We start from the raw sequence: 18,788 nt of genomic DNA, 5'->3' as shown, positions 1-18,788 counted from the left end.
GGGCCCGAAGGACCTCAGGGAGCGCGGCTACTTGCTGAGCCCCCCGAACCTCCGCACCGCCAGCGGCATGAACACCCCCACGAGCACCACGGGCCAGACCACGGCAAGCAGCCCCGCGTGCTCCGCGGCCCACGAAGTGCCCACCACCCCGGGGTCGTTGCCGAACAGGTCGCGCACCGCCGTGGCCGTCGCCGACATCGGGTTCCACTCGACCATCGCGCCGAGCCAGCCCGGCATGTTCTGCGGGACCGTGAAGGCGTTGGAGAGGAAGCCGACCGGCCAGACCAGGATCTGCACGGCCATGACCAGCTCCGGCTTGCCCGCGACCATCGCCAGGTGGATGCCGATCCACAGCATCGCGAACCGCAGCAGGAGCAGCAGACCCACCGCGCCGAGCATCGCGGCGAACGAGCCGTGCCAGCGCCAGCCGATCGCGAGGCCGACGCCGATCATGACGATCAGCGAGGCGAGCGACTGCAGCATGTCCGCGACCGAACGGCCCACCAGAACAGCCCCGTTGGTCATCGGCATGGACCGGAAGCGGTCGATCACACCCTTGTTGAGGTCCTGCGTGACGGCGACCATCGTCGCGTCCAGGCCGAAGGCCATGGTCAGCGCGAACATGCCGGGCACCAGGAACTCGGCGTAGTCGCCCGCGATGCCCTTTCCGCCGCCGATCAGGTAGTTGAACATCAGCAGCAGCATCACCGGGAAGACCAGACCGACGAGCACCTGCACGGGCTGCCGCACCCAGTGCGCGAGTTCGCGCCGGGTCATGGTCCAGGAGTCGATCACGGCCCACGAGAGGGGCGCGCCCTTGGCGACCGGCGTGCGGCCCACCGGCGTACGGCTCGTCATCGTCGTACTCACACGGCCTCCTTCGTACGTTCCTGGTCCTCCGCCTGGCCTGACGGGCCCTCCGTGCGGCCCGTCAGGCGCAGGAACACCTCGTCCAGGGTCGGCCTGCGGACCGCGATGTCCTCCGCCTCTACGCCGGCGTCCCGCAGCGCCTGGACGACGCCGGTGAGGGCCTCCATGCGGTCCACCACCGGCGCGCTGGCCAGGCGCCGGTCCGTGTCCAGGGTGGCGTCGCCGGGCAGCAGGCGCGCGACGAGCTCCAGTTGCGCCGCGTCCCGCACCACCACGTCGATCCGGTCGCCGCCCGTCTTCGACTTCAGCTCGTCCGCCGTGCCGTCCGCGATGACCCGGCCCCGGTCGATCACCGAGATGCGGTGGGCGAGCTGGTCCGCCTCTTCGAGGTACTGCGTGGTGAGCAGCACCGTCGTGCCGCCGTCGACCAGCGAGCGCACCGCGTCCCAGACCTCCGTGCGGCCCCGGGGATCGAGGCCGGTCGTCGGCTCGTCCAGGAACAGCACGTCGGGCTCCGTGATGAGCGAGGCCGCGAGGTCCAGGCGGCGCCGCATGCCCCCGCTGTACTGCTTGACCGCCTTGCGGCCCGTGTCCCCGAGCCCGAAGCGCTCCAGGAGCTCATCGGCCCGCACGCGGGCGCGCCGGGCACCCAGGTGGTAGAGCCGCCCGAACATGTCCAGGTTCTGCCGGCCGCTCAACTCCTCGTCCAGCGCCGCGTGCTGGCCCAGCAGACCGATGCGCCGCCGCACCTCGTCGGGCTGCCTGCGCACGTCGTACCCGGCGACCTCCACCCGGCCCTCGTCCGCCCGCAGCAGCGTGGCGAGCACCCGCACCGCGGTGGTCTTGCCCGCGCCGTTCGGTCCGAGCACGCCGTGCACCGTGCCGCGCCCGACCGCCAGGTCCAGACCGTCGAGCGCCCACTTCTCCCCGTACCGCTTCCGTGCGCCCTCGACGACGATCGCGTCTGTCATCCGTCTCCCCTCGATCCCCTGCCACCCTCGTAGTCAAACTTGACTACAAGCTCAACGCGAAGGAAGGTATCCCCGAATCCAGGATTAGTCAAACTTGATCAGCGATCGTCCCCCGCGTGCGGCTCCCCGGTCGCGTACGGGTTCACCTCACCCTCGCCCAGGACGGCGACGAACGGCTCGCCCTCGCCCGCGAACGTGTACGCGCCGCCCTCGATGCGCTTGATCAGGCCGCGCGTCCACTCCACGCCCCCGTCGGCCGTGTGGACCCAGAGGTTCATGATCTCGCCGATGTGCCCGAGCTGCTCCGGACCCTCCTCGGGCGTGTAGTACTCCGTGACGGACCTGCGCCACTCCTCGATGCCCCGCACCCGCTGCCTCAGCAGCTCGACCGCCTCCTCGCGGGGCAGGTCGACGATGAAGCCGAGGGCCGCCGAGAGCATGTCGGGCCGCTGGTCGTACGAGACCAGGTTGGACCGGAGCAGGTTCAGGAACTCCTCGGTGCCCGCCTGGGTGATCTCGTACTCCGTGCGCGGCGGGCCGCCCGCCGTCGACGGCGCGATCTCGTGCGCGACCAGCAGGCCTTGCTTGGCCATCTGCTTCAGCGCGTGGTAGATCGAGCCGGGCTTGGCGTTGGACCACTCGTGGGCGCCCCAGTACTCCAGGTCGTTGCGCACCTGATAGCCGTGGGCCCGCCCGTGCTGACGGACGGCACCAAGGACAAGGAGTCGGATCGCCGACATCAAAGTCACCTCCTTCTAATCAATTTTGATTAGAGTAGCGGTATGGCCGAGACAATGATCCCCTTGTTCCCCTGTCACGAGCTCGACGAGACCCTCGACTTCTACAAAGCCATCGGCTTCGAGGTGACGTACTACCAGCGGTCGCCCAATCCGTACGCCGTGGTCCGGCGCGGCGACATGGAGCTGCAGTTCTTCCGGATCAAGGGCTACGACCCCGCCACCTCGTACAGCACCTGCTACGTGACGACCGACGACGTGGACACCCTCCACGAGTCCTTTCGGACCGGGCTCAAGGAGACCCTGGGGCGGATACCGACGCGCGGCCTGCCCCGCCTCGGGGCCGTGAAGGACATGACGTACGGGGTGCGGCAGTTCCTGATGACGGACCCGGCGGGCAACTGCGTCCGCGTCGGGCAGCCCATCGCCGAGTCCTTCGAGCACGCCCCGGTGCCCCGCGAGAGGTACGCGCGCGCCCTGCACCAGGCCACCCTCATCGGCGAGTCCAAGCAGGACCACGCGACCGCCCTGCGCATCATCGACCGCGCGCTGGCGGCGGACGGCACCCCCACCCCCGAACAGCTCCGGGAGCTGCACGCCCTGCGGGCGGAGATGGCCGCGCACGTCGACGCCGCGCGCCCCGACGCAACACACCCCGACGCCACACACCCCGAAGAGGAGGGCTAGAGGAGGGTCAGCCCCAGCTCTCGCCGCGCTCCAGGGCCACCAGCTCGAACGCCGTCCTGCCGTCGAGGGTCTCGCGGATGATGTCGGCGTGGCCCGAGTGCCGGGACATCTCGGTGATCAGGCGGAGCAGCACCCACCGCATCGACACGTCCTCCTTCGGGAACCACGGCTGATCGGGCAGCGCGAAGGTCTCGTCGAGGGTGGGCAAGGCGCGGATGAACTCCTCGGTGCGGTCGGCGACTTGGCCCCAGTACGCGAGCGCCGACGCGACCGTCTCGCCCTCGATCAGACGGAAGCACTCGTCCCAGTTCGCCTCGGTGCGCTCGACCGCGGGGGCGACGCCCTTCGCCCGCGAGATCCAGCTCTCCTCGACCTCGGCGACGTGCTTGAGCAGCCCGGAGAGCGAGAGCTCGCTGGCGCTGGGCTTCGTCGCCGCCTGCTCGTCGGTCAGGCCGATCAGGGCCCGCCGGATGCCGCCTCGCTCGGCGTCGAGAAAGGCGAGCAGCGCGCCGCGCTCGTCGCCGGGGGCCTCTGCGTTGACGTGGGTGACCATGGGGTCCGCCTCTCCGAGCCGTGGAGCCTGCCGGGCTTTCCGACACCACAGACGTTACGGACCCTTGCGGTCAGCTTCTGTCCGCAAGGGTCCGGGAAATCACGACGTACGCAGCGTTCGAAGCGAGCGCAGCACAGTGCGCGAGGTCCTCAGAAGGGGAACTGGGAGCGGCCGTGCTGCACCGAGATCCACTTCTGCGTGGTGAACGCGTCCACCGTCGACTCGCCGTTGAGGCGCCCGATGCCCGAGTGCTTCTCACCGCCGAAGGGCACGATCGGCTCGTCGTGCACGGTGCCGTCGTTCACGTGGAACATGCCGCTGTTGATCCGCCGCGCGAACCGCACGCCGCGCTCGACGTCGGCCGTGTGGACGGCGCCGCTGAGCCCGTACGGGGTGTCGTTGGCGATCCGTACGGCCTCTTCCTCGCCGTCGAAGGGCACGAGCAGCGCCACCGGGCCGAAGATCTCCTGGTGCAGGACCGGGGAATCGGCCGCCAGGTCGGTCAGGACCGTGGGCGCCACCAGGTTGCCCTCGGTGCTCCCGTGCAGGAGCGCCTTGGCGCCCGCCGCCACCGCCTGGTCGACCGTCTTCGTCACCGCGTCCGCCTGCGAGGAGCTGATCAGCGGGCCGATGTGGGTCCCCGGGTCCGCCGGGTCGCCGACCTTCAGGGCAGCGACCTTGGCGACGAACTTCTCGGTGAACTCCTCCTGGAGCGACCGGTCCACGAGGATGCGGTTGGCCGCCATGCAGACCTGGCCCTGGTGCACGAAGCGGCTGAAGACCGCCGCGGCCACGGCGTAGTCGACGTCCGCGTCGTCCAGGACGACGAGGGCGCTGTTGCCGCCGAGCTCCAGGATCGACCGCTTGAAGTTCGCGGCGCAGACCGTGCCGACGTGACGGCCCACGCGGTCGGAACCGGTGAAGGAGATGACGCTCGGCACCGGGTGCTCGATGAACGCGTCACCGATCTCGGCGATGTCGGTGATGACCACGTTCAGGACGCCGGCCGGGAGGCCCGCCTCCTCGAACAGCTTCGCAAGGAAGCTGCCGCCCATCACGGGCGTGTTCTGGTGCGGCTTGAGCACCACGGCGTTGCCCAGGGCGAGCGCGGGGGCGACCGTCTTCAGGGAGAGCAGGAGGGGGAAGTTGAAGGGGCTGATGACCCCGACCACGCCGACCGGCTCGCGGTAGAGGCGGTTCTCCTTGCCCTCGCCGGGCGAGGGGAGGATGCGCCCCTCGGGCTGGAGCGAGACGTGCACGGCCTCGCGCAGGAACTCCTTGGTGAGGTGGATCTCGAAGGCGGCCTTGAGCCGGGTGCCGCCCAGCTCGGCGACGATGGCCTCGGATATCTCTTCCTCACGGTCCTCGACGATCCGCAGGGCGCGCTCGAAGACTCCGCGCCGGGCGTAGGGGCTGGTCCGGCCCCACTCCCTCTGCGCGCGCTCGGCCGCTCGGTAGGCCTGGTCCACCTCGTCGGCCGTCGCCACGGTGATCGACGCGAGCTTCTCCCCGTTGTACGGATTGAAGTCGATGATGTCCCAGGAGCCGGAACCGGCCTTCCACTCACCGTCGATGAACTGGTGAGCCAGGTCAGTGAAGAAGGACATGAGACCCCTTGCCGCAGTCTGCAGACATCTGATTTCACGTCATCGTACTGACGTCTCAGGTGAGTTGGAGCAGACCACGGAGGAGATCGCGACTATCGGCCGGATTGGGGCTGTCGCTCTGGAGCTGACCGACCACCCGCTCGTACTGGCCGACTTCCTCGGGCTTGTCGAGGTACAGGGCTCCCGTCAGCTGCTCCACGTACACGACGTCCGATAGGTCCGACTCCGGGAAGCGCAGCATGGTGAACGCTCCGCTCTCGCCCGAGTGCCCACCGAAACTGAACGGCATGACCTGGAGGGTGACATTCGGCCGTTCGGAGATCTCGATCAGGTGCTGGATCTGACCCCGCATCACTTCCCGGTCCCCGTAAGGGCGTCGGAGCGCCGCCTCGTCGAGCACGCAGTGGAAACGGGGGGCGCGCTCGGCGACGAGCAGCTTCTGGCGTTCGAGGCGCAGCGCGACGCGGCGCTCGATGTCCGCCTCGCTCGCGCCCTTCATGCCGCGCGCGACGACCGCGTGGGCGTACGCCTCGGTCTGCAACAGGCCGTTGACGAACTGGACTTCGTAGACGCGGATGAGCGAAGCGGCGCCTTCGAGACCAACGTATGTTTGGAACCAGCCCGGCAGGACATCCGAATAACTGTGCCACCAGCCGGCGAGGTTGGCCTCTTTGGCGAGCGAGAGCAGTGCGACCCGCTCGGCCTCATCGTTGACGCCGTAGAGCGTCAACAGGTCCTCTACGTCCCTGGACTTGAAGCTCACCCGTCCCAACTCCATGCGGCTGATCTTCGATTCGGAGGCGCGGATCGAGTAGCCGGCCGCTTCACGGGTGATGCCGCGCGATTCCCTCAGGCGCCTGAGTTGCGAGCCAAGGAGCATGCGCCGTACGACCGAGCCGCTCGACTCCCCTGCGGTCACTTCGCTCAATCCTCCCCATCACTTGGAAGCCAGCAGTCTGCCATTAAACGCTTCAGGCCGTACTCGTTCGGTTACAGAAACGGAAAGCCTTCGGAAGTCCTCCACAAGAAGTCGTAGGAAGAAATGGGCAAGAAGTGGCACGGGAACGACTAAGTCCGGCGCGTGCACGTGCATCTGCCCTTGCATCTGCTGTACGCATTCGGAACCATGGTCCGCGCGCCACCGCTGTATCACCATCGGGCCGAGCTGTACCGATGTGCCGCAGCGTCGCTGTACCGACCGCACCACCGCTCCATCGCTATGTACCGCGAAACCGGGGAGTGCCTCGCATGGGGACGAATGGATCGACCATGCTCGAGCCGTTACGGCAGGGGCTTCCCCCACTCGACCCCTCAGCGGTCTCCAGCGCTGCGTCCTGCTCCCTGCCCGCCCGCTACGAAGCGGTGGGCAGCGCGCGGCAGTTCACCCGCAAGACCCTGTGCCAGTGGGAACTGGAAGATCGCTTCGACGACATCGCCCTGGTCGTCTCCGAGTTGGTCACCAACGCCCTGAGACACGCGCTGCCGTCCGACACTCCACGCGAGCAGGGGCCGCCGGTGCGGCTGCACCTGATGCGCTGGACCTCGCGTCTGGTGTGCGCGGTGCGCGACCCCAGTGACGACAGTCCGGTCGCGCGCGAGACGGACGACGACTTCTCGGCCGAGTCGGGCCGCGGCCTGTTCCTGGTGGACTCGTTCAGCGACAGCTGGGGCTGGCACCCGCTCGCGGGCGCGCTGCGGGGCAAGGTCGTGTGGGCGTTGTTCCAGCTGGCTTAGCGGGCACGACGGCTAACCACCTATCAGGTGGTCGAACTCCCCGTCCTTCATCCCGAGCAGCATCGCCTCGATCTCGGCGCGCGTGTAGACGAGCGCCGGACCGTCGGGAAAGCGCGAGTTGCGTACGGCGACGTCGCCGCCCGGCAGTTTCGCGAACTCCACGCAGGCGCCCTGCGAGTTGCTGTGCCTGCTCTTCTGCCAGGCCACCCCGTGCAGCTCCGTGGCAGCCATGCCGTTAAACACGTGGTGCACAGTCGCTCCCCGGTGGTGCAGTGCCTGATGCGGCTCTAGATGCAATGGTCAACTGTCCGGGATCATAGCTGTGTTCACATGCCGATGCATGGGCAGATGCACGTGCACGCGGGGTGGTCCCTTGGTTACAGCTCCGTCAGCACCTGCCCGGGTACCCGCATGACATGCGAACGCCGCCCCCGCCTCTAGGAAGAGACGCGTACCGGGCCCTTCCTGTTCCAACGTCCGCGTAACGGCGTGCGCGGAGGCCTCGACGGCGGCCTTCACGAAGGCCTTCGCACGAAGGCCTTCGCACCGAACGAGAAGCAGGGCGCCCCCGCGGTGACCGCGGGGAACGCCCTGCCCGGAACGACGCGCCGCACAGCGGCGGCGCAGGTCAGCGGCTCGTGCCGTACGGCAACAGCGCCATCTCCCGCGCGTTCTTGATCGCGCGGGTCAGCAGGCGCTGCTGCTGGGCCGACACGCGGGTGACCCGCCGGGAGCGGATCTTGCCCCGGTCCGAGATGAACTTGCGGAGCAGGTCCGTGTCCTTGTAGTCGATGTACGTGATCTTCGCCTGGTCCAGGGGGTTGGGGCGGGGCTTCTGCACGCGGTCGGACGGCTTGCGGGGGGACATTCAGACCTCCAGGAGGGTGTCGAAGGCAGGGGGCAGGTGTTTCCAGGCTTCGCGCCCCGCGGCGTACTCCTCGTCCGTCAACAGGCATGACTCCAGGACCTCTTCGAGCCCCTCGCGGTCCAGGCCCGGCGAGATGAACACCAGGTGCTGGCAGCAGTCGCCGTGCTCCGGATGCCAGTCGAGCGCGGCCGCGGCACGGCGCACCGGCGGCACCATCTCCCAGGCGGCGTCCGGCAGCGAGGCCAGCCAGGGCCCCGCGCTCTCCACGCAGAGCGCGCCGCCCGCGGCGTCCCAGCCGAGCAGCGTGTCCGGATGGTCGGCCAGCCAGAACCTGCCGCGGCTGCGGGCCGCCGCGCAGGTCAGGTCCTCCAGGGCCTGGTAGAGCCGCTCCGGGTGGAAGGGCCGGTCCCGGTGCCACACGAGGGTGGCCACCCCCGCCTCGTCGGCGTCGATCGGCAGCAGCGCGCAGGACGGATGCTGGGCGGCGGCTGCCGCCTCGACGTCGAATCCGGCGAGCGCGGCACCCGCCAGGTCCCCATGACCGCTGATCGGGACCTGACGGGCGGTCGGGTGGAGCTGGGCGAGGAGCGCGCGGTCCTCGTCGTCGGCGTCCGGGGAATTAGCGACGGCGAGCACGGGCGCGTACTCCAGCTGGCGGGCCCACGTGTCGGCCACCGTGCGCTGATCCGTGGAGGCCGCGGCGAGCCCGGCCTCCATGAGGTCGTCACCGTTGCCGAGGTAGGGCAGGAGGAGTGCGGGGTCGACGGCCGTGATCACGCCGCTCAGCCGCAGCCCCTCGGGCGCGTGCGCCGTGATGACCTCCGCCATCGCCTTGGGCTCGACGGAGTCCCACAGCTCGACGATCGCGAGCCGCGTGAGACCGGAGTCCGCGAGCCGTTCGAGCTCGGGCACCAGGTCCTCGCGCAGGGCGCAGCACGCACAGTCGTTGACCAGCGGCGCCTCGCCCGTGGAGAGCACTCCGGTGGCATCGCGCACCGTCCGCACGACGGTGCCGCGCACGGCCGTCGCCAGGTCGTGGTGGAGCGCCACGCTCCCCGGGACGGTGGTGAGGAGCCGCTCGACGGCGTCCTTACGGGCGTCGGAGTGCAGGCCGCCGACGATCGCGACGTCCATCGAGCGGCCCGGGGCCGGCGGGTTCGGCGGGGTCGGTGAGGCGGGAGGGTTCGGCGGGTTCGGAGGAGTCGGCGGGGTCATCGCGCGCCGTAACGGCGCTCGAAGCGCTCCACGCGGCCCGCCGTGTCCAGGACCTTGGCCGTGCCCGTGTAGAAGGGGTGGCTCGCGGAGGAGACCTCGACGTCGATGACGGGGTAGGTGCGCCCGTCCTCCCACTCGACCGTCTTCTCGCTGGTCGCGGTGGAGCGGGTGAGGAAGGCGTAGCCGGCGGACTTGTCGCGGAAGACGACGGGGCCGTACGGCGGGTGGATGTCCTTGCGCATGAGGGTCAGCGCTCCTCTCGGAAATCGACGTGGCGCCCGACGACCGGGTCGTACTTGCGCAGCGTCATGCGGTCGGGGTCGTTACGGCGGTTCTTGCGGGTCACGTACGTGTAGCCGGTGCCGGCCGTGGACCGGAGCTTGATGATCGGGCGGAGTTCGTTGCGGGCCATGGAGTTAGTGTATGAAAATGAATCCCGTTTTCAAAACGGTTCCGCAGGGGTTCTCCGCCCCACGACCGAGAGGTGCGTCACCATGTCCGCCCACTGCCAGCTGACCGGCGCCACGCCGGGCTTCGGCAACCAGATCTCCCACTCGCACCGGCGCACGTCACGCCGGTTCGACATCAACGTCCAGCGCAAGCGCTACTGGCTGCCGAGCGAGGGCCGCTACGTACGGCTGCGGCTCAGCGCCAAGGGCATCAAGACCGTCGACGCGATCGGCGTCGAGGCCGCCGTCGCCAGGATCCGTGCGCGCGGAGTGAGGGTCTGATGGCCAAGAAGAGCAAGATCGCGAAGAACGAGAAGCGGCGCGAGATCGTCGCGCGGTACGCCGCGCGGCGGGCCGAGCTGAAGGAGATCGTCCGCGGGCCCGGCACGGGCGAGGCCGAACGGCTGGCCGCTCAGGCGGAGTTGGCGCGGCAGCCGCGGGACGCGAGTGCGACGCGCGTACGCAACAGGGACAGCGTCGACGGGCGCCCGCGCGGATACGTGGGGAAGTTCGGCCTCTCCCGGGTGAAGCTGCGTGACCAAGCGCACGCCGGATTCCTCCCCGGGGTGCGCAAGTCGTCCTGGTAGCTTGGCGCGCGATTCACTGGCCTGGTTTGAGCGACGAGCGTCACACAGCTTCGTGTAGGGGGATTTCGGTGCGCATGCACGTCCGGAACGTACGTATCGGTGCCGCGGCGGCGGGTCTTGTCGCCGCCCTCGTCCTGACCGGTTGCAGCAGTGACGGCGGCGACGGTGAGGACGCGGGCAAGGACAAGGACAAGGGCTCGGCGGGCAGCTCCGCCGGGGCCGACGGGTCCGACGGTTCCGATACGCCGGACGAGGGCGGGGCCGACTCCGGTGCGAAGGACGGTGGCTCCGAGGGCAGTTGGGTCGCCACCGCGGGCGGCAACCCGCTCGCGCTGGTCATCGCCGGGGAGAAGGCCACGCTGCTCGGGGAGAACGTCCTGTGCAGCGGGACCGCCGCCGGTGAGACGATCAAGCTCAAGTGCGCCAAGGGCGACTCGGACCGGACCGAGGGCACGGTCGAGTCGGTCAACGGCACGTCGATGACGGTCGCTTGGCAGGGCGCGGGCAAGGATCAGTTCACGAGGACCAAGGGCGGGAAGCTGCCTGAAGGGCTGCCTACTGCGGGGCTGCCCACTGCGGGGATTCCGCAGTCCTGAGCTCTTTGCTGCTTGCCTGAGCTCTCTGCTGCTTGATCGGGTGCGCTGTCAGCGGGCCGTGGGACCTTGTTCGGGGTCCTGCGGTCCGCTGTCCTTTTGTGCGCCTGTCTCCGATCCGTCCACCAGCATCGGCGGCGGTGACGTGTCCAGGGCGTCCGACAGCTCCTGGAGGGTGGCGAGCAGGAGGCCCGCTCCTCTGCGTACGACCCGGTCGGGGACGCCCTCGCCGTCCCACTCGTCCAGGGCCTTGCGCACGGCTTCCCACTTCGGGACGCGGCGTTCGCGTACGGCCTTCGCGCCTTCCTCCGTCGACTTGCGCAGGGCCTCCGCGAGGCGGGCGGCGGCGGGGACGGGGGTCGCGTCGCGGTCCGGGAGGTGGGCCTCCATCAGCATCGCCACGCGGCCGAGTTGGGCGAGGGCCTCCTCGGCGTCGGTGGCCGCGGCGCGGGAGAGGCCCCGGTGGCGCACCGGTTCGTGCTTGGCGCGGGCGGCGGCTTCCTGCCAGGCGATGCGGGCGTCGCGGGCGGCGAGGAGCGCCTCGCGCACGTCCGGGCAGGAGCTGCCCGCGGGGTCGGCGTAGCGGCTGACGACGGCTGCGGCGTAGCGGCCGTCCGCGGTCAGCCAGTCGGCGAGGCGGTTGCGCAGGCGCGGGGTCTCCCAGGCCGGGTACACGGCGTACGCGATCATCGCGAGGACGCCGCCGAGGAGGGTGAGCACGACGCGCTCCGGCACGGTCTGCGTCCACTGCTCGCCGCCCATGCCGAGCAGGAACACGACGTACGCGGCGACGCAGGCCTGGGCGGCGACCTGGCCCGTGCGCATCAGCAGGTACATCATTCCGGCGCAGAGGACGGCGAGTGCCGCGGAGAGCTCGGTGCCGGGGTCCGCGAGCTGCACCAGGCCGGTGGCCAGGGCGACGCCCACGAGGGTCCCGCCGAAGCGGGCCACCGCGCGGGAGTACGTCTGCGAGAAGTCCGGGCGCATCACCATCACGGAGGCCATGGGGGCCCAGTAGCCGTGGCCGAGGGGGAGCCAGGTGCCCAGGAGATAGCCGGCGGCGGCCACGGCGGTGACGCGGATGGCGTGGCGGGTGATGGGGGATTCGTGGCGGCGGCGGAGTTCGGTCCTTATGGCGCGGAGGGCGGCGGGGAGGAGGGCGGGGAAGGTGGGGCGTAGGAGGGGGGTGGGAGTGGTGGGGGTGGTTGCTGTGGGGGTGGTGGGAGTGGTTGCTGTGGTGGTGGGAGTGGTTGCTGTGGGGGAGCCGGGGAGAGGTGGGGGCGCTTTGTCGGGGGGTCTGCCTGCTGTTTCGATGACGTCACGGAGCAGTGCCGCCAGGCGTTTCGCCGCTCGTTGCGCCGGGCCCGTGAGGATCGCTCCGGTGTCCGGGGTCCGGAGGGTGGATACGGCCGCGGGTGGGATCTTCACCGGTTCGCCCTGCCGGATCGCTCTGGCCGCCGCGTCCAGGATGGCGCCGGACGCGGCCAGGATCTCGCGTACGCGGTCGCGTTCGGGGCCTTCTTCCGGTACGCCGACCGCCGGGTCGGCCAGGGAGGCGAGTACGGGGCGGATGCGTTCCGCCACGCCGCGGGCGCCGTGGAGTTCGGCGGGCCGGGTGCGGGCCTGGCGCGGGGTGATGGTCGCCGCGTCGCGGGCCGCCATCAGGGGTTCGGGGTCGAAGTCTGCGTGGGGGTCGTGGCGGAGGCGGCGGGCGTAGTCGGCCTCGGCCGCGAGCGCGTCGGCGAGGGCGTCTCGGTGGGCGCCCCATCTGCGTACGGGGAACAGGACGACGAGGGCGGCCTGGACGGCGCCGCCCACCACCATCATCGCGGCGTGGCCCGCCGCGGCGGCGATGGAACCGGGGAGGGTGACCGTGACCAGCATGATCGCGACGTTGGAGGAGGCGATGATGCCGATGGTCGGGCCCGCGGCCCAGCTCAGGCCGGAGAGGAAGGTCCAGAGGGAGAGGAGGGCGAGGAAGAGGAGGGTGTGGGAGCCGGTGAGGTAGCCGAGGAAGGTGGAGACGGCGAGGCTCGTGCCGGAGGCGAGGGCCAGTTCCGGGCGGGGGCGCCAGCTGCGTTGGAAGGTGGCGATGGCTGCCTGGAAGGCGCCGAAGGCCGAGCTGGCGGCTACGGCGGGGCCGAAGAGGGTGAGGCTGACGCCGATGACGATGGCGAGGCCGGCTGCGCCGCGCAGAGCGATGAGGGGCTCGAGCCGCTTCCGCTCGACGCTCAGCCCCGAGCGGCTGGTCTCCTTCAGCGCTCGAAGCCAGGTCACTCTGTGATGATACGGGGCATTTCGGCTGAACCTGGGCGGGGGCCCGGGGGGAGGGGGGCGGGGCTGGTCCGTCTGTGGGGACGGTGCCGCGCCGGTATGTCCGTCCTCGCCATCGTCCGGTGGCCGTGGGGCTGCTTCGGCACCGGAGCGCCGCGAGCCGTGCTCCGGGCGGACACACCGGCACGTCCCCTCGCGTCTCACTGCCGACTGCGGGTGTGCGGGAGCCGGGCTCGCGTGGCTGGTGCACGTCGTACGCGTACCGCCGTTTCCCCCACTCCCGGAATCGCGGATCGCCCACCCATCCCGCGATCCGCCCCCCTCCCTCGTGCCGATCCCCGCCCACCCTCACCGCGCAGATTGCATTCCGCCCCCCAGGCACTACCACCCATGCCGTTGCTACACCCGCTCCCCACTCCCCCGTGCCACGCGGGGCAATCGGGCGGGTGGGACGGAGAGGCTCGTTCGTCGCGGGCGAGGCTGCGGGGCAATCGGGCGGGTGGGCGGGAGGGGCTTGTTCGTTGCGGGTGCGGCTGCGGGGGTGGAGTGGGGTTCTTACGGGAGGGGGCGGCGGGGCGGGGGCATTTGGGCCTCGTTGGCCGCCGCCGTGCCGTGGGTCCAGCCCTCGATGTCCGTCGCGCCCCGGACACGGGTGGTGCTCGTTTCAGGGAACATCCGCTCCGCCTGGGCCGTGACGGCCACGTCCCTCGCGGCCAGGACCGGCAGCAACTCCCCCGCCTCCGGGGACTCCGCGGTGACGTCCTCCGCCGCCGCGGCCAGCCGCGCGCCGAGCCGGTTCGCGTACGCCAGAAGGAACGCCTGACGGAACGTCTTCGTACGCTTCCGGCCGCCCGCCCGCTGCCCCGCCTCCGCCCTCGTCATCGCCGCCGTCCCCTGCACGAGGAGCGAGGTGTGGAGGAGTTCGACCACCTCCAGGTCGGGCTCGAAGCCGACGACGGTCGAGAAGCCGTACGCCTCGTTCCACACCGCACGGCAACGGTTCGCCGACGCCACCGCGTCCAGCAGGATCGCCTTCGCCGTCTCGTACGGGGCGTCCACGCCGATGCGGCAGGCCCCGGGAGTGTCCTTGGCGTGCGTACGGGACGCCAGCAGGGCCTCGTCGATGGTGTGCCTGGCCATCAGCTCCTGCGCCTTGGCGGTCAGCGCCTCCGCCTCCTCGGGGAATCCGGTCGCCTCGGCCTTGGCCAGGAGCGCGCGGATGCGGGTGAGGATGCGGGGCTCTTCGTGGCCGGGAGGAGGAGGCGCGTGGAGGGGGGTGCCGGGGGCGGGGCCCACCGGCTCGATCGCGGGGAGGCGCAGGAGGAGGCGGTAGAGGGCCAGGGCGGTCGTCGCCCGGGAGAAGCGGTCGGCTCGCGCGCCGCCCCCGGAAGCGAGCTCGGCCAGCTGCGCCCTCCAGCGGGGCGGCAGCGTGTCCCCGTACCGCCTGGTCTCTGTGGTGATCAGCTCGGCGGCCAGCTGTGTCTGCTGGGCACGGTCGGTCCCGTGCGCGGCGTCGTCCTGGGCACGGCCGACCATCCGTATGACGTCCGCCGGCTGCCAGCCCCGCCCCCACGCGCGGCGCACCAGCTCCTCGCCCCTGCGCCACAGCTCCGCGTCGGCCTCGGGAGCGGCCGCCAGGAGGGACGCGCCGGTGTCGAGGCCCTCGTCGCCGTCCGCGTACAGCGCTGCCGCGAACGCCTTGTCGATCACCTCGTTCACCGGATCATCCATACGTCAAGGGTATGGCTGGCCATACCCTCAGGACGCCCCCCAGTGGTCGTGCCCGGCGAGGCCGTGGCCGGTTGGGTTGGGGCATGACCTCAACTGCCGTACGGCTCACCGCCGTCCGCCGTCTCTACCGCGACGTGACCGCCCTCGACGGCGTCGACCTCGCGATACGTGCCGGCACCTTCACCGCGATCATGGGGCCCTCCGGCTCCGGCAAGTCGACGCTGCTGCAGTGCGCCGCCGGGCTCGACCGGCCGACGTCCGGTTCGGTGGAAGTGGGCGGTACGGAGCTGACGGGGTTGAGCGAGCGGCGGCTGACCCTGCTGCGGCGGGACCGCATCGGCTTCGTCTTCCAGTCCTTCAACCTCCTCCCGTCGCTGACCGCGGCCCAGAACGTCGCCCTGCCGCTGCGGCTTGCGGGCCGCCGCCCATCGCGTACGGAGGTGGGGGACGCGATGGGCCGGGTGGGCCTGGGCGACCGTGCCCGGCATCGGCCGGGGGAGCTTTCGGGCGGGCAACAGCAGCGGGTGGCTCTGGCGCGGGCGCTCGTCACGCGGCCCGCGGTGCTGTTCGGCGACGAGCCGACCGGCGCGCTGGATACGACCACCAGCCGTGAAGTGCTGCTCCTGTTGCGGGAGTTGGTCGACCGGGAAGGGCAGACGACCGTGATGGTCACGCATGATCCCGTGGCGGCGGCGCATGCGGACCGGGTGGTCTTCCTGGTGGACGGGCGGGTGGCCGACGAGGTACTCGCGCCGGATGCGGGGGAGGTAGCCCGGCGGATGGCGGGGCTTGAGGCGGGTTCCTCCCCTCAGTCGGGTCGCGGGGAAGCGGCTCGCGGGGAAGCGGCTCGCGGGGAAGCGGCTCGCGGGCAGGTGGCTCGCGGGGAAGCGGCTCGCGGCGAGGTGGCTCGCGGGGAGGTGGCTCGCGGGGAATTGGGTCGCGGGGAGGTGGCTGCTCGATGATGTTCCTCGCTTCCCTTCGTACCCGCTGGGCCGGCCTGCTCGGCGCCTTCGTCGCCGTCGCGCTGGGTGTGGCGCTCATCGCCGCGATGGGGCTCGGGCTCGCCTCGACGTTCAGTGCGCCGGAGCGGGAACCCGTGCGGTTCGCCGCGTCACCCGTGGTCGTTATGGGACAGAACACCCTGACTGTCCCGGTACGGCGTGGGCCGGACACCGGGCATGTGACAAAACCGCTCGCTCATCCACAGCCTGTGGATATCGAACTTCTGCGCGAGCTTCGACACCTCGGGCCGGTTCAGCTGGACGGGGCGAAAAGAGATGCGGTGGGGGTGAATGCCCCGGTTGAGGACGTGCGGGAGGCCGTGCGGGAGGCCGTCGGGGCGGCGCGGGCTGGGGTCCGGGTCCGGGTCCAGGTCCTGACCGGGGATGATCGGCGGCTCGCAGATCCGGAGCCGGGCCGGGACGCGGAGGCGTTGGTCGCGGTGAACTCGTTCCTGGGGACGGCGGGCGGGGTGTCGGCCTTCGTCTCGGTCTTCGTCACGGCGTCCACCTTCGCCTTCGTCGTGGCGCTGCGGCGGCGCGAGTTCGGGCTGCTGCGGATGGCCGGAGCGACGCCGGGCCAGGTGCGCAGGATGCTGCTCGCGGAGGCGCTCGCGGTGGGGGTCGCGGCCTCCGGGGTGGGGTGTGTGCTGGGCGCGTGGGGTGCGCCGGTACTGGCGCGAGCGCTGGTGGACGCGGAGATCGCTCCGGAGTGGTTCGGGGTCGGCGGGGCGGTCTGGCCCTTCCATCTCGCCTTCTGGGTCGGGGTGTCGGTGGCCTTCACGGGTGCGTGGATCGCGTCGCGGCGGGCGGGGCGGATCGGCCCCGTCGAGGCGTTGCGGGACGCGTCCGTCGACACCGGCGTCATGCCGTGGAGCCGGCGGATCGTGGGCGGCGTTCTGCTGGCGGTGGGGGTCGGGATGCTGGGCTGGACGGTGTGGACGGACCCGTCGGCGCTGCTGAAGCGGAAGACGTACACGACCCAGCCGATGATCCTGATCACCGCTCTGGCCGCGCTCACTCCTCTTCTCGTACGTCCCGCCCTGCGCGCCGTCCGCCTTCCCGGCGCGGTCGGGCTCCTGGTCCGCGAGAACTCCGCCGCGTCGGTGCGCCGGACCGCGGCGGTCGCCGCGCCGGTCCTGGTGACGGTGGCGCTTGCGGGTTCGCTGCTGGGCTCGGCGGAGACGGTGGGCGAGGCGAGGGCGGCGGAGGCGAGGGGGCGCATGGGGGCGGAACTGGTGGTGACGGGCGATGACTTGGGGCCGCTGGGCCCGTTGGAGCCATTGGGCCCATTGGGGCCATTGAGGCCATTGAGGCCATTGGGAAAGGCGGGCCCGCTGGAGAAGACCGGTCTGCTGGAGAAGGTGGGCGGAGTGGGTGGGGTGGCGGTGGCCGCGTCGTCCGGGTCCACGGCCGTGTTCGTGCGGGAGGAAGGCACGGCGCTGATCCGCTCGGATGCGCGGGCCGTGAGCGATGCGTCGGCGTTCGCCTCGGTGTCGCGGCTGCCGGTGGTGGCGGGGGACGTGCGTGACCTGGACGACCGGTCGATCGTCGTCAACGAGGAGTGGGAGCGGCGGCGGGTGGGCGAGCGGGTCGACGTCTGGCTCGGGGACGGGAGGCCGGCGCGACTGCGGATCGTTGCGGTGCTTGCGCGGGGGACGGGGGACAGCGGTGCGTACGTGACGGCGGCCAATGCGGGGGCGGGGGCTCGGGTGGACCGGATTGATGTGGGGCTGCGGGAGGGGGCGGCGGCGGGTGCGGAGCGGGAGGAGGCCGCGGGGGCGCTGCGGGCGCGGGTCGGGGGTGGTGATGGCGGCTGGGGTGATGGCAGCGACGGTGGTGGCGGCGACGATGGTGGCGGCGATGGTGGTGATGTGCGGGTGTGGTCGGCGGAGGAATGGCTGGCGGATACGCATCCCGCTACGAAGCCGCAGACGCGGCTGGGGTTGATGGTGCTGCTGGGTATCGCTCTGGTCTACACGGTCATCTCACTGGCGGGAACGCTGCTGATGGCTACGTCGGTACGGGGCCCTGAGCTGCGCTCGCTGCGGATGGCCGGGGCCACGTGGGGGCAAGTGCGGCTGGTGATCGCCGGGGAGGCCCTGCTCGCGGTGGCGGTAGGCACGGCACTGGGCCTGGCGGTCACGCTCCTCAACCTGGGCACGCTGAGCGCGGGCCTGGCGCGACTGTCGGCACCGGCGGGGGTGGCGGTGCCGTGGGGGATGGTGGGGGTGGCTGCGGGGGTCTGCGCGGTGGTCGGTGCGGGGGTGGGGGTGGCGGGGGTGATGGGGTTGCGGCGGCGCTGAGGGCGGGGGGGGGTGCTGCTGACCCTGGGGGCGGGGGTGCTGCTGGCCCTGGGAGGGGCGAGGCGGTGACGCTGACCTTGGGGGCGGGGCCGCGCCGGTATGTCCGTCCTCGCTATCGCCCGGTGGCCGCGAGGGTACTTCGGCACCGGAGCGCCGCGAGCCGTGCTCCGGGCGGACATACCGGCACGTCCCCTCACGTCTCGCCGCCGACTGCGGACGCGCGGGACCGGCCCGTTCGTCACCGGCAAGGCTGCGGGGCAATCGGGCGGGTGGGAGAGGCCTGTTCGTCACGGGCAAGGCTGCGGGGCAATCGGGCGGGCGGGTGGGAGAGGCCCGTTCGTCACGGGCAAGGCTGCGGGGAATCGGGCGGGTGGGCGGGAAAGGCCCGTTCGGCGCGGGCAGAGCTGCGGGGCAATCGGGCGGGTGGGCGGGAAAGGCCCGTTCGGCGCGGGCAGAGCTTCGGGGTGATCGGGCGGGCGGGTGGGAGAGGCCTGTTCGGCGCGGGCAGAGCTGCCGGGTGATCGGGCGGGTGGGTGGGAGGGCCCCGTTCAGGAGGGGCCCCCAGCCGCCCGCGGCAACAGAAGAGACCGCCCAGCCCGCCGCAGGCA

Annotated in this window: 20 protein-coding genes; 7 read left to right on the top strand and 13 right to left on the bottom strand. The window is 71.3% G+C overall.

Going from position 1 to position 18,788, the window contains the following annotated elements:
• Positions 1 to 27: 27 nt before the first annotated feature.
• The 3 genes from ACZ6ZP_RS21660 to ACZ6ZP_RS21650 all read right to left on the bottom strand — a co-directional run bounded on the left by ACZ6ZP_RS21660 (position 28) and on the right by ACZ6ZP_RS21650 (position 2,581).
• On the bottom strand, positions 28 to 858 hold the full coding sequence (locus ACZ6ZP_RS21660; RefSeq protein WP_361467859.1) for an ABC transporter permease: 831 nt from the start codon (positions 856 to 858) through the stop codon (positions 28 to 30).
• An 8-nt stretch (positions 859 to 866) separates the two neighbouring features.
• Positions 867 to 1,841, bottom strand: coding sequence for an ATP-binding cassette domain-containing protein (locus ACZ6ZP_RS21655; protein ID WP_366461525.1), 975 nt, complete (start codon positions 1,839 to 1,841; stop codon positions 867 to 869).
• A gap of 98 nt (positions 1,842 to 1,939) precedes the next feature.
• Positions 1,940 to 2,581 carry a PadR family transcriptional regulator gene (locus ACZ6ZP_RS21650; RefSeq protein ID WP_361467642.1) on the bottom strand — a complete coding sequence of 214 codons (642 nt, stop codon included), beginning with the start codon at positions 2,579 to 2,581 and terminating at the stop codon, positions 1,940 to 1,942.
• Between the two features lie 42 nt (positions 2,582 to 2,623).
• On the opposite strand from ACZ6ZP_RS21650, the gene ACZ6ZP_RS21645 reads away from it, so the two are divergent.
• The gene (locus tag ACZ6ZP_RS21645; protein WP_351171950.1) at positions 2,624 to 3,265 is read left to right on the top strand and encodes a bleomycin resistance protein; all 642 of its coding nucleotides are present in this window, start codon (positions 2,624 to 2,626) and stop codon (positions 3,263 to 3,265) included.
• Positions 3,266 to 3,272: 7 nt separating this feature from the next.
• Here ACZ6ZP_RS21645 and ACZ6ZP_RS21640 read toward each other — a convergent pair whose 3' ends face one another.
• The 3 genes from ACZ6ZP_RS21640 to ACZ6ZP_RS21630 form a co-directional block, all read right to left on the bottom strand.
• A complete protein-coding gene (locus ACZ6ZP_RS21640; protein WP_351171953.1) occupies positions 3,273 to 3,818 on the bottom strand; it encodes a DinB family protein in 546 nt (181 codons plus the stop codon).
• 149 nt (positions 3,819 to 3,967) lie between these two features.
• Positions 3,968 to 5,425: an aldehyde dehydrogenase family protein gene (locus ACZ6ZP_RS21635; RefSeq protein ID WP_351171956.1), complete on the bottom strand. Its 1,458-nt coding sequence runs from the start codon at positions 5,423 to 5,425 to the stop codon at positions 3,968 to 3,970.
• A gap of 55 nt (positions 5,426 to 5,480) precedes the next feature.
• Positions 5,481 to 6,344: a helix-turn-helix domain-containing protein gene (locus tag ACZ6ZP_RS21630; protein WP_361467647.1), complete on the bottom strand. Its 864-nt coding sequence runs from the start codon at positions 6,342 to 6,344 to the stop codon at positions 5,481 to 5,483.
• A gap of 329 nt (positions 6,345 to 6,673) precedes the next feature.
• Here ACZ6ZP_RS21630 and ACZ6ZP_RS21625 point away from each other — a divergent pair, with 329 nt between their 5' ends.
• Complete coding sequence (locus ACZ6ZP_RS21625) at positions 6,674 to 7,159, top strand: ATP-binding protein (protein ID WP_351171962.1); 486 nt, start codon at positions 6,674 to 6,676, stop codon at positions 7,157 to 7,159.
• A gap of 12 nt (positions 7,160 to 7,171) precedes the next feature.
• Here ACZ6ZP_RS21625 and ACZ6ZP_RS21620 read toward each other — a convergent pair whose 3' ends face one another.
• The 5 genes from ACZ6ZP_RS21620 to rpmG all read right to left on the bottom strand — a co-directional run bounded on the left by ACZ6ZP_RS21620 (position 7,172) and on the right by rpmG (position 9,654).
• Complete coding sequence (locus tag ACZ6ZP_RS21620; RefSeq protein WP_190083999.1) at positions 7,172 to 7,411, bottom strand: DUF397 domain-containing protein; 240 nt, start codon at positions 7,409 to 7,411, stop codon at positions 7,172 to 7,174.
• A 376-nt stretch (positions 7,412 to 7,787) separates the two neighbouring features.
• The gene (gene rpsR, locus ACZ6ZP_RS21615; RefSeq protein WP_351171966.1) at positions 7,788 to 8,027 is read right to left on the bottom strand and encodes a 30S ribosomal protein S18; all 240 of its coding nucleotides are present in this window, start codon (positions 8,025 to 8,027) and stop codon (positions 7,788 to 7,790) included.
• Positions 8,028 to 9,161 carry a CobW family GTP-binding protein gene (locus ACZ6ZP_RS21610; RefSeq protein WP_351171969.1) on the bottom strand — a complete coding sequence of 378 codons (1,134 nt, stop codon included), beginning with the start codon at positions 9,159 to 9,161 and terminating at the stop codon, positions 8,028 to 8,030.
• Between the two features lie 77 nt (positions 9,162 to 9,238).
• Positions 9,239 to 9,484: a type B 50S ribosomal protein L31 gene (locus ACZ6ZP_RS21605; protein ID WP_351171972.1), complete on the bottom strand. Its 246-nt coding sequence runs from the start codon at positions 9,482 to 9,484 to the stop codon at positions 9,239 to 9,241.
• Between the two features lie 5 nt (positions 9,485 to 9,489).
• Positions 9,490 to 9,654, bottom strand: coding sequence for a 50S ribosomal protein L33 (rpmG, locus tag ACZ6ZP_RS21600; protein WP_009719228.1), 165 nt, complete (start codon positions 9,652 to 9,654; stop codon positions 9,490 to 9,492).
• 82 nt (positions 9,655 to 9,736) lie between these two features.
• Here rpmG and rpmB point away from each other — a divergent pair, with 82 nt between their 5' ends.
• The 3 genes from rpmB to ACZ6ZP_RS21585 all read left to right on the top strand — a co-directional run bounded on the left by rpmB (position 9,737) and on the right by ACZ6ZP_RS21585 (position 10,874).
• A complete protein-coding gene (gene rpmB, locus ACZ6ZP_RS21595) occupies positions 9,737 to 9,973 on the top strand; it encodes a 50S ribosomal protein L28 (protein ID WP_351171976.1) in 237 nt (78 codons plus the stop codon).
• Positions 9,973 to 10,278: a 30S ribosomal protein S14 gene (gene rpsN / locus ACZ6ZP_RS21590; protein WP_351171979.1), complete on the top strand. Its 306-nt coding sequence runs from the start codon at positions 9,973 to 9,975 to the stop codon at positions 10,276 to 10,278. The genes rpmB and rpsN overlap by 1 nt, the downstream gene beginning before the upstream one ends.
• Before the next feature lie 74 nt (positions 10,279 to 10,352).
• Positions 10,353 to 10,874, top strand: a complete 522-nt coding sequence (locus ACZ6ZP_RS21585) for a hypothetical protein (protein WP_366461531.1) — start codon at positions 10,353 to 10,355, stop codon at positions 10,872 to 10,874.
• A gap of 48 nt (positions 10,875 to 10,922) precedes the next feature.
• On the opposite strand, the gene ACZ6ZP_RS21580 is transcribed toward ACZ6ZP_RS21585, so the two are convergent.
• Positions 10,923 to 13,148: an FUSC family protein gene (locus ACZ6ZP_RS21580; RefSeq protein ID WP_469407908.1), complete on the bottom strand. Its 2,226-nt coding sequence runs from the start codon at positions 13,146 to 13,148 to the stop codon at positions 10,923 to 10,925.
• 552 nt (positions 13,149 to 13,700) lie between these two features.
• Positions 13,701 to 14,876 (bottom strand): DUF2786 domain-containing protein, encoded by a 1,176-nt coding sequence (locus tag ACZ6ZP_RS21575; protein WP_469407907.1) that lies wholly within the window; start codon positions 14,874 to 14,876, stop codon positions 13,701 to 13,703.
• Between the two features lie 83 nt (positions 14,877 to 14,959).
• On the opposite strand from ACZ6ZP_RS21575, the gene ACZ6ZP_RS21570 reads away from it, so the two are divergent.
• A complete protein-coding gene (locus ACZ6ZP_RS21570; RefSeq protein WP_469407906.1) occupies positions 14,960 to 15,838 on the top strand; it encodes an ABC transporter ATP-binding protein in 879 nt (292 codons plus the stop codon).
• On the top strand, positions 15,835 to 18,180 hold the full coding sequence (locus ACZ6ZP_RS21565; protein WP_469407904.1) for an ABC transporter permease: 2,346 nt from the start codon (positions 15,835 to 15,837) through the stop codon (positions 18,178 to 18,180). Before ACZ6ZP_RS21570 ends, ACZ6ZP_RS21565 begins: the two co-directional genes overlap by 4 nt.
• Positions 18,181 to 18,788: the final 608 nt, after the last annotated feature.

The organism is Streptomyces sp. NPDC054047 (genome assembly GCF_055585065.1).
Note: the sequence above shows the minus strand (reverse complement) of the source record. Positions and strands in the feature narration are given on the sequence as shown.

Coding starts and splice junctions, on each gene's coding strand:
- ACZ6ZP_RS21660 (WP_361467859.1), bottom strand. CDS start 858: ATGACGAGCCGTACGCCGGTGGGCCGCACGCCGGTCGCCAAGGGCGCG.
- ACZ6ZP_RS21655 (WP_366461525.1), bottom strand. CDS start 1,841: ATGACAGACGCGATCGTCGTCGAGGGCGCACGGAAGCGGTACGGGGAG.
- ACZ6ZP_RS21650 (WP_361467642.1), bottom strand. CDS start 2,581: ATGTCGGCGATCCGACTCCTTGTCCTTGGTGCCGTCCGTCAGCACGGG.
- ACZ6ZP_RS21645 (WP_351171950.1), top strand. CDS start 2,624: ATGGCCGAGACAATGATCCCCTTGTTCCCCTGTCACGAGCTCGACGAG.
- ACZ6ZP_RS21640 (WP_351171953.1), bottom strand. CDS start 3,818: ATGGTCACCCACGTCAACGCAGAGGCCCCCGGCGACGAGCGCGGCGCG.
- ACZ6ZP_RS21635 (WP_351171956.1), bottom strand. CDS start 5,425: ATGTCCTTCTTCACTGACCTGGCTCACCAGTTCATCGACGGTGAGTGG.
- ACZ6ZP_RS21625 (WP_351171962.1), top strand. CDS start 6,674: ATGGGGACGAATGGATCGACCATGCTCGAGCCGTTACGGCAGGGGCTT.
- rpsR (WP_351171966.1), bottom strand. CDS start 8,027: ATGTCCCCCCGCAAGCCGTCCGACCGCGTGCAGAAGCCCCGCCCCAAC.
- ACZ6ZP_RS21610 (WP_351171969.1), bottom strand. CDS start 9,161: ATGGACGTCGCGATCGTCGGCGGCCTGCACTCCGACGCCCGTAAGGAC.
- ACZ6ZP_RS21605 (WP_351171972.1), bottom strand. CDS start 9,484: ATGCGCAAGGACATCCACCCGCCGTACGGCCCCGTCGTCTTCCGCGAC.
- rpmG (WP_009719228.1), bottom strand. CDS start 9,654: ATGGCCCGCAACGAACTCCGCCCGATCATCAAGCTCCGGTCCACGGCC.
- rpmB (WP_351171976.1), top strand. CDS start 9,737: ATGTCCGCCCACTGCCAGCTGACCGGCGCCACGCCGGGCTTCGGCAAC.
- rpsN (WP_351171979.1), top strand. CDS start 9,973: ATGGCCAAGAAGAGCAAGATCGCGAAGAACGAGAAGCGGCGCGAGATC.
- ACZ6ZP_RS21585 (WP_366461531.1), top strand. CDS start 10,353: ATGCACGTCCGGAACGTACGTATCGGTGCCGCGGCGGCGGGTCTTGTC.
- ACZ6ZP_RS21575 (WP_469407907.1), bottom strand. CDS start 14,876: ATGGATGATCCGGTGAACGAGGTGATCGACAAGGCGTTCGCGGCAGCG.
- ACZ6ZP_RS21570 (WP_469407906.1), top strand. CDS start 14,960: ATGACCTCAACTGCCGTACGGCTCACCGCCGTCCGCCGTCTCTACCGC.
- ACZ6ZP_RS21565 (WP_469407904.1), top strand. CDS start 15,835: ATGATGTTCCTCGCTTCCCTTCGTACCCGCTGGGCCGGCCTGCTCGGC.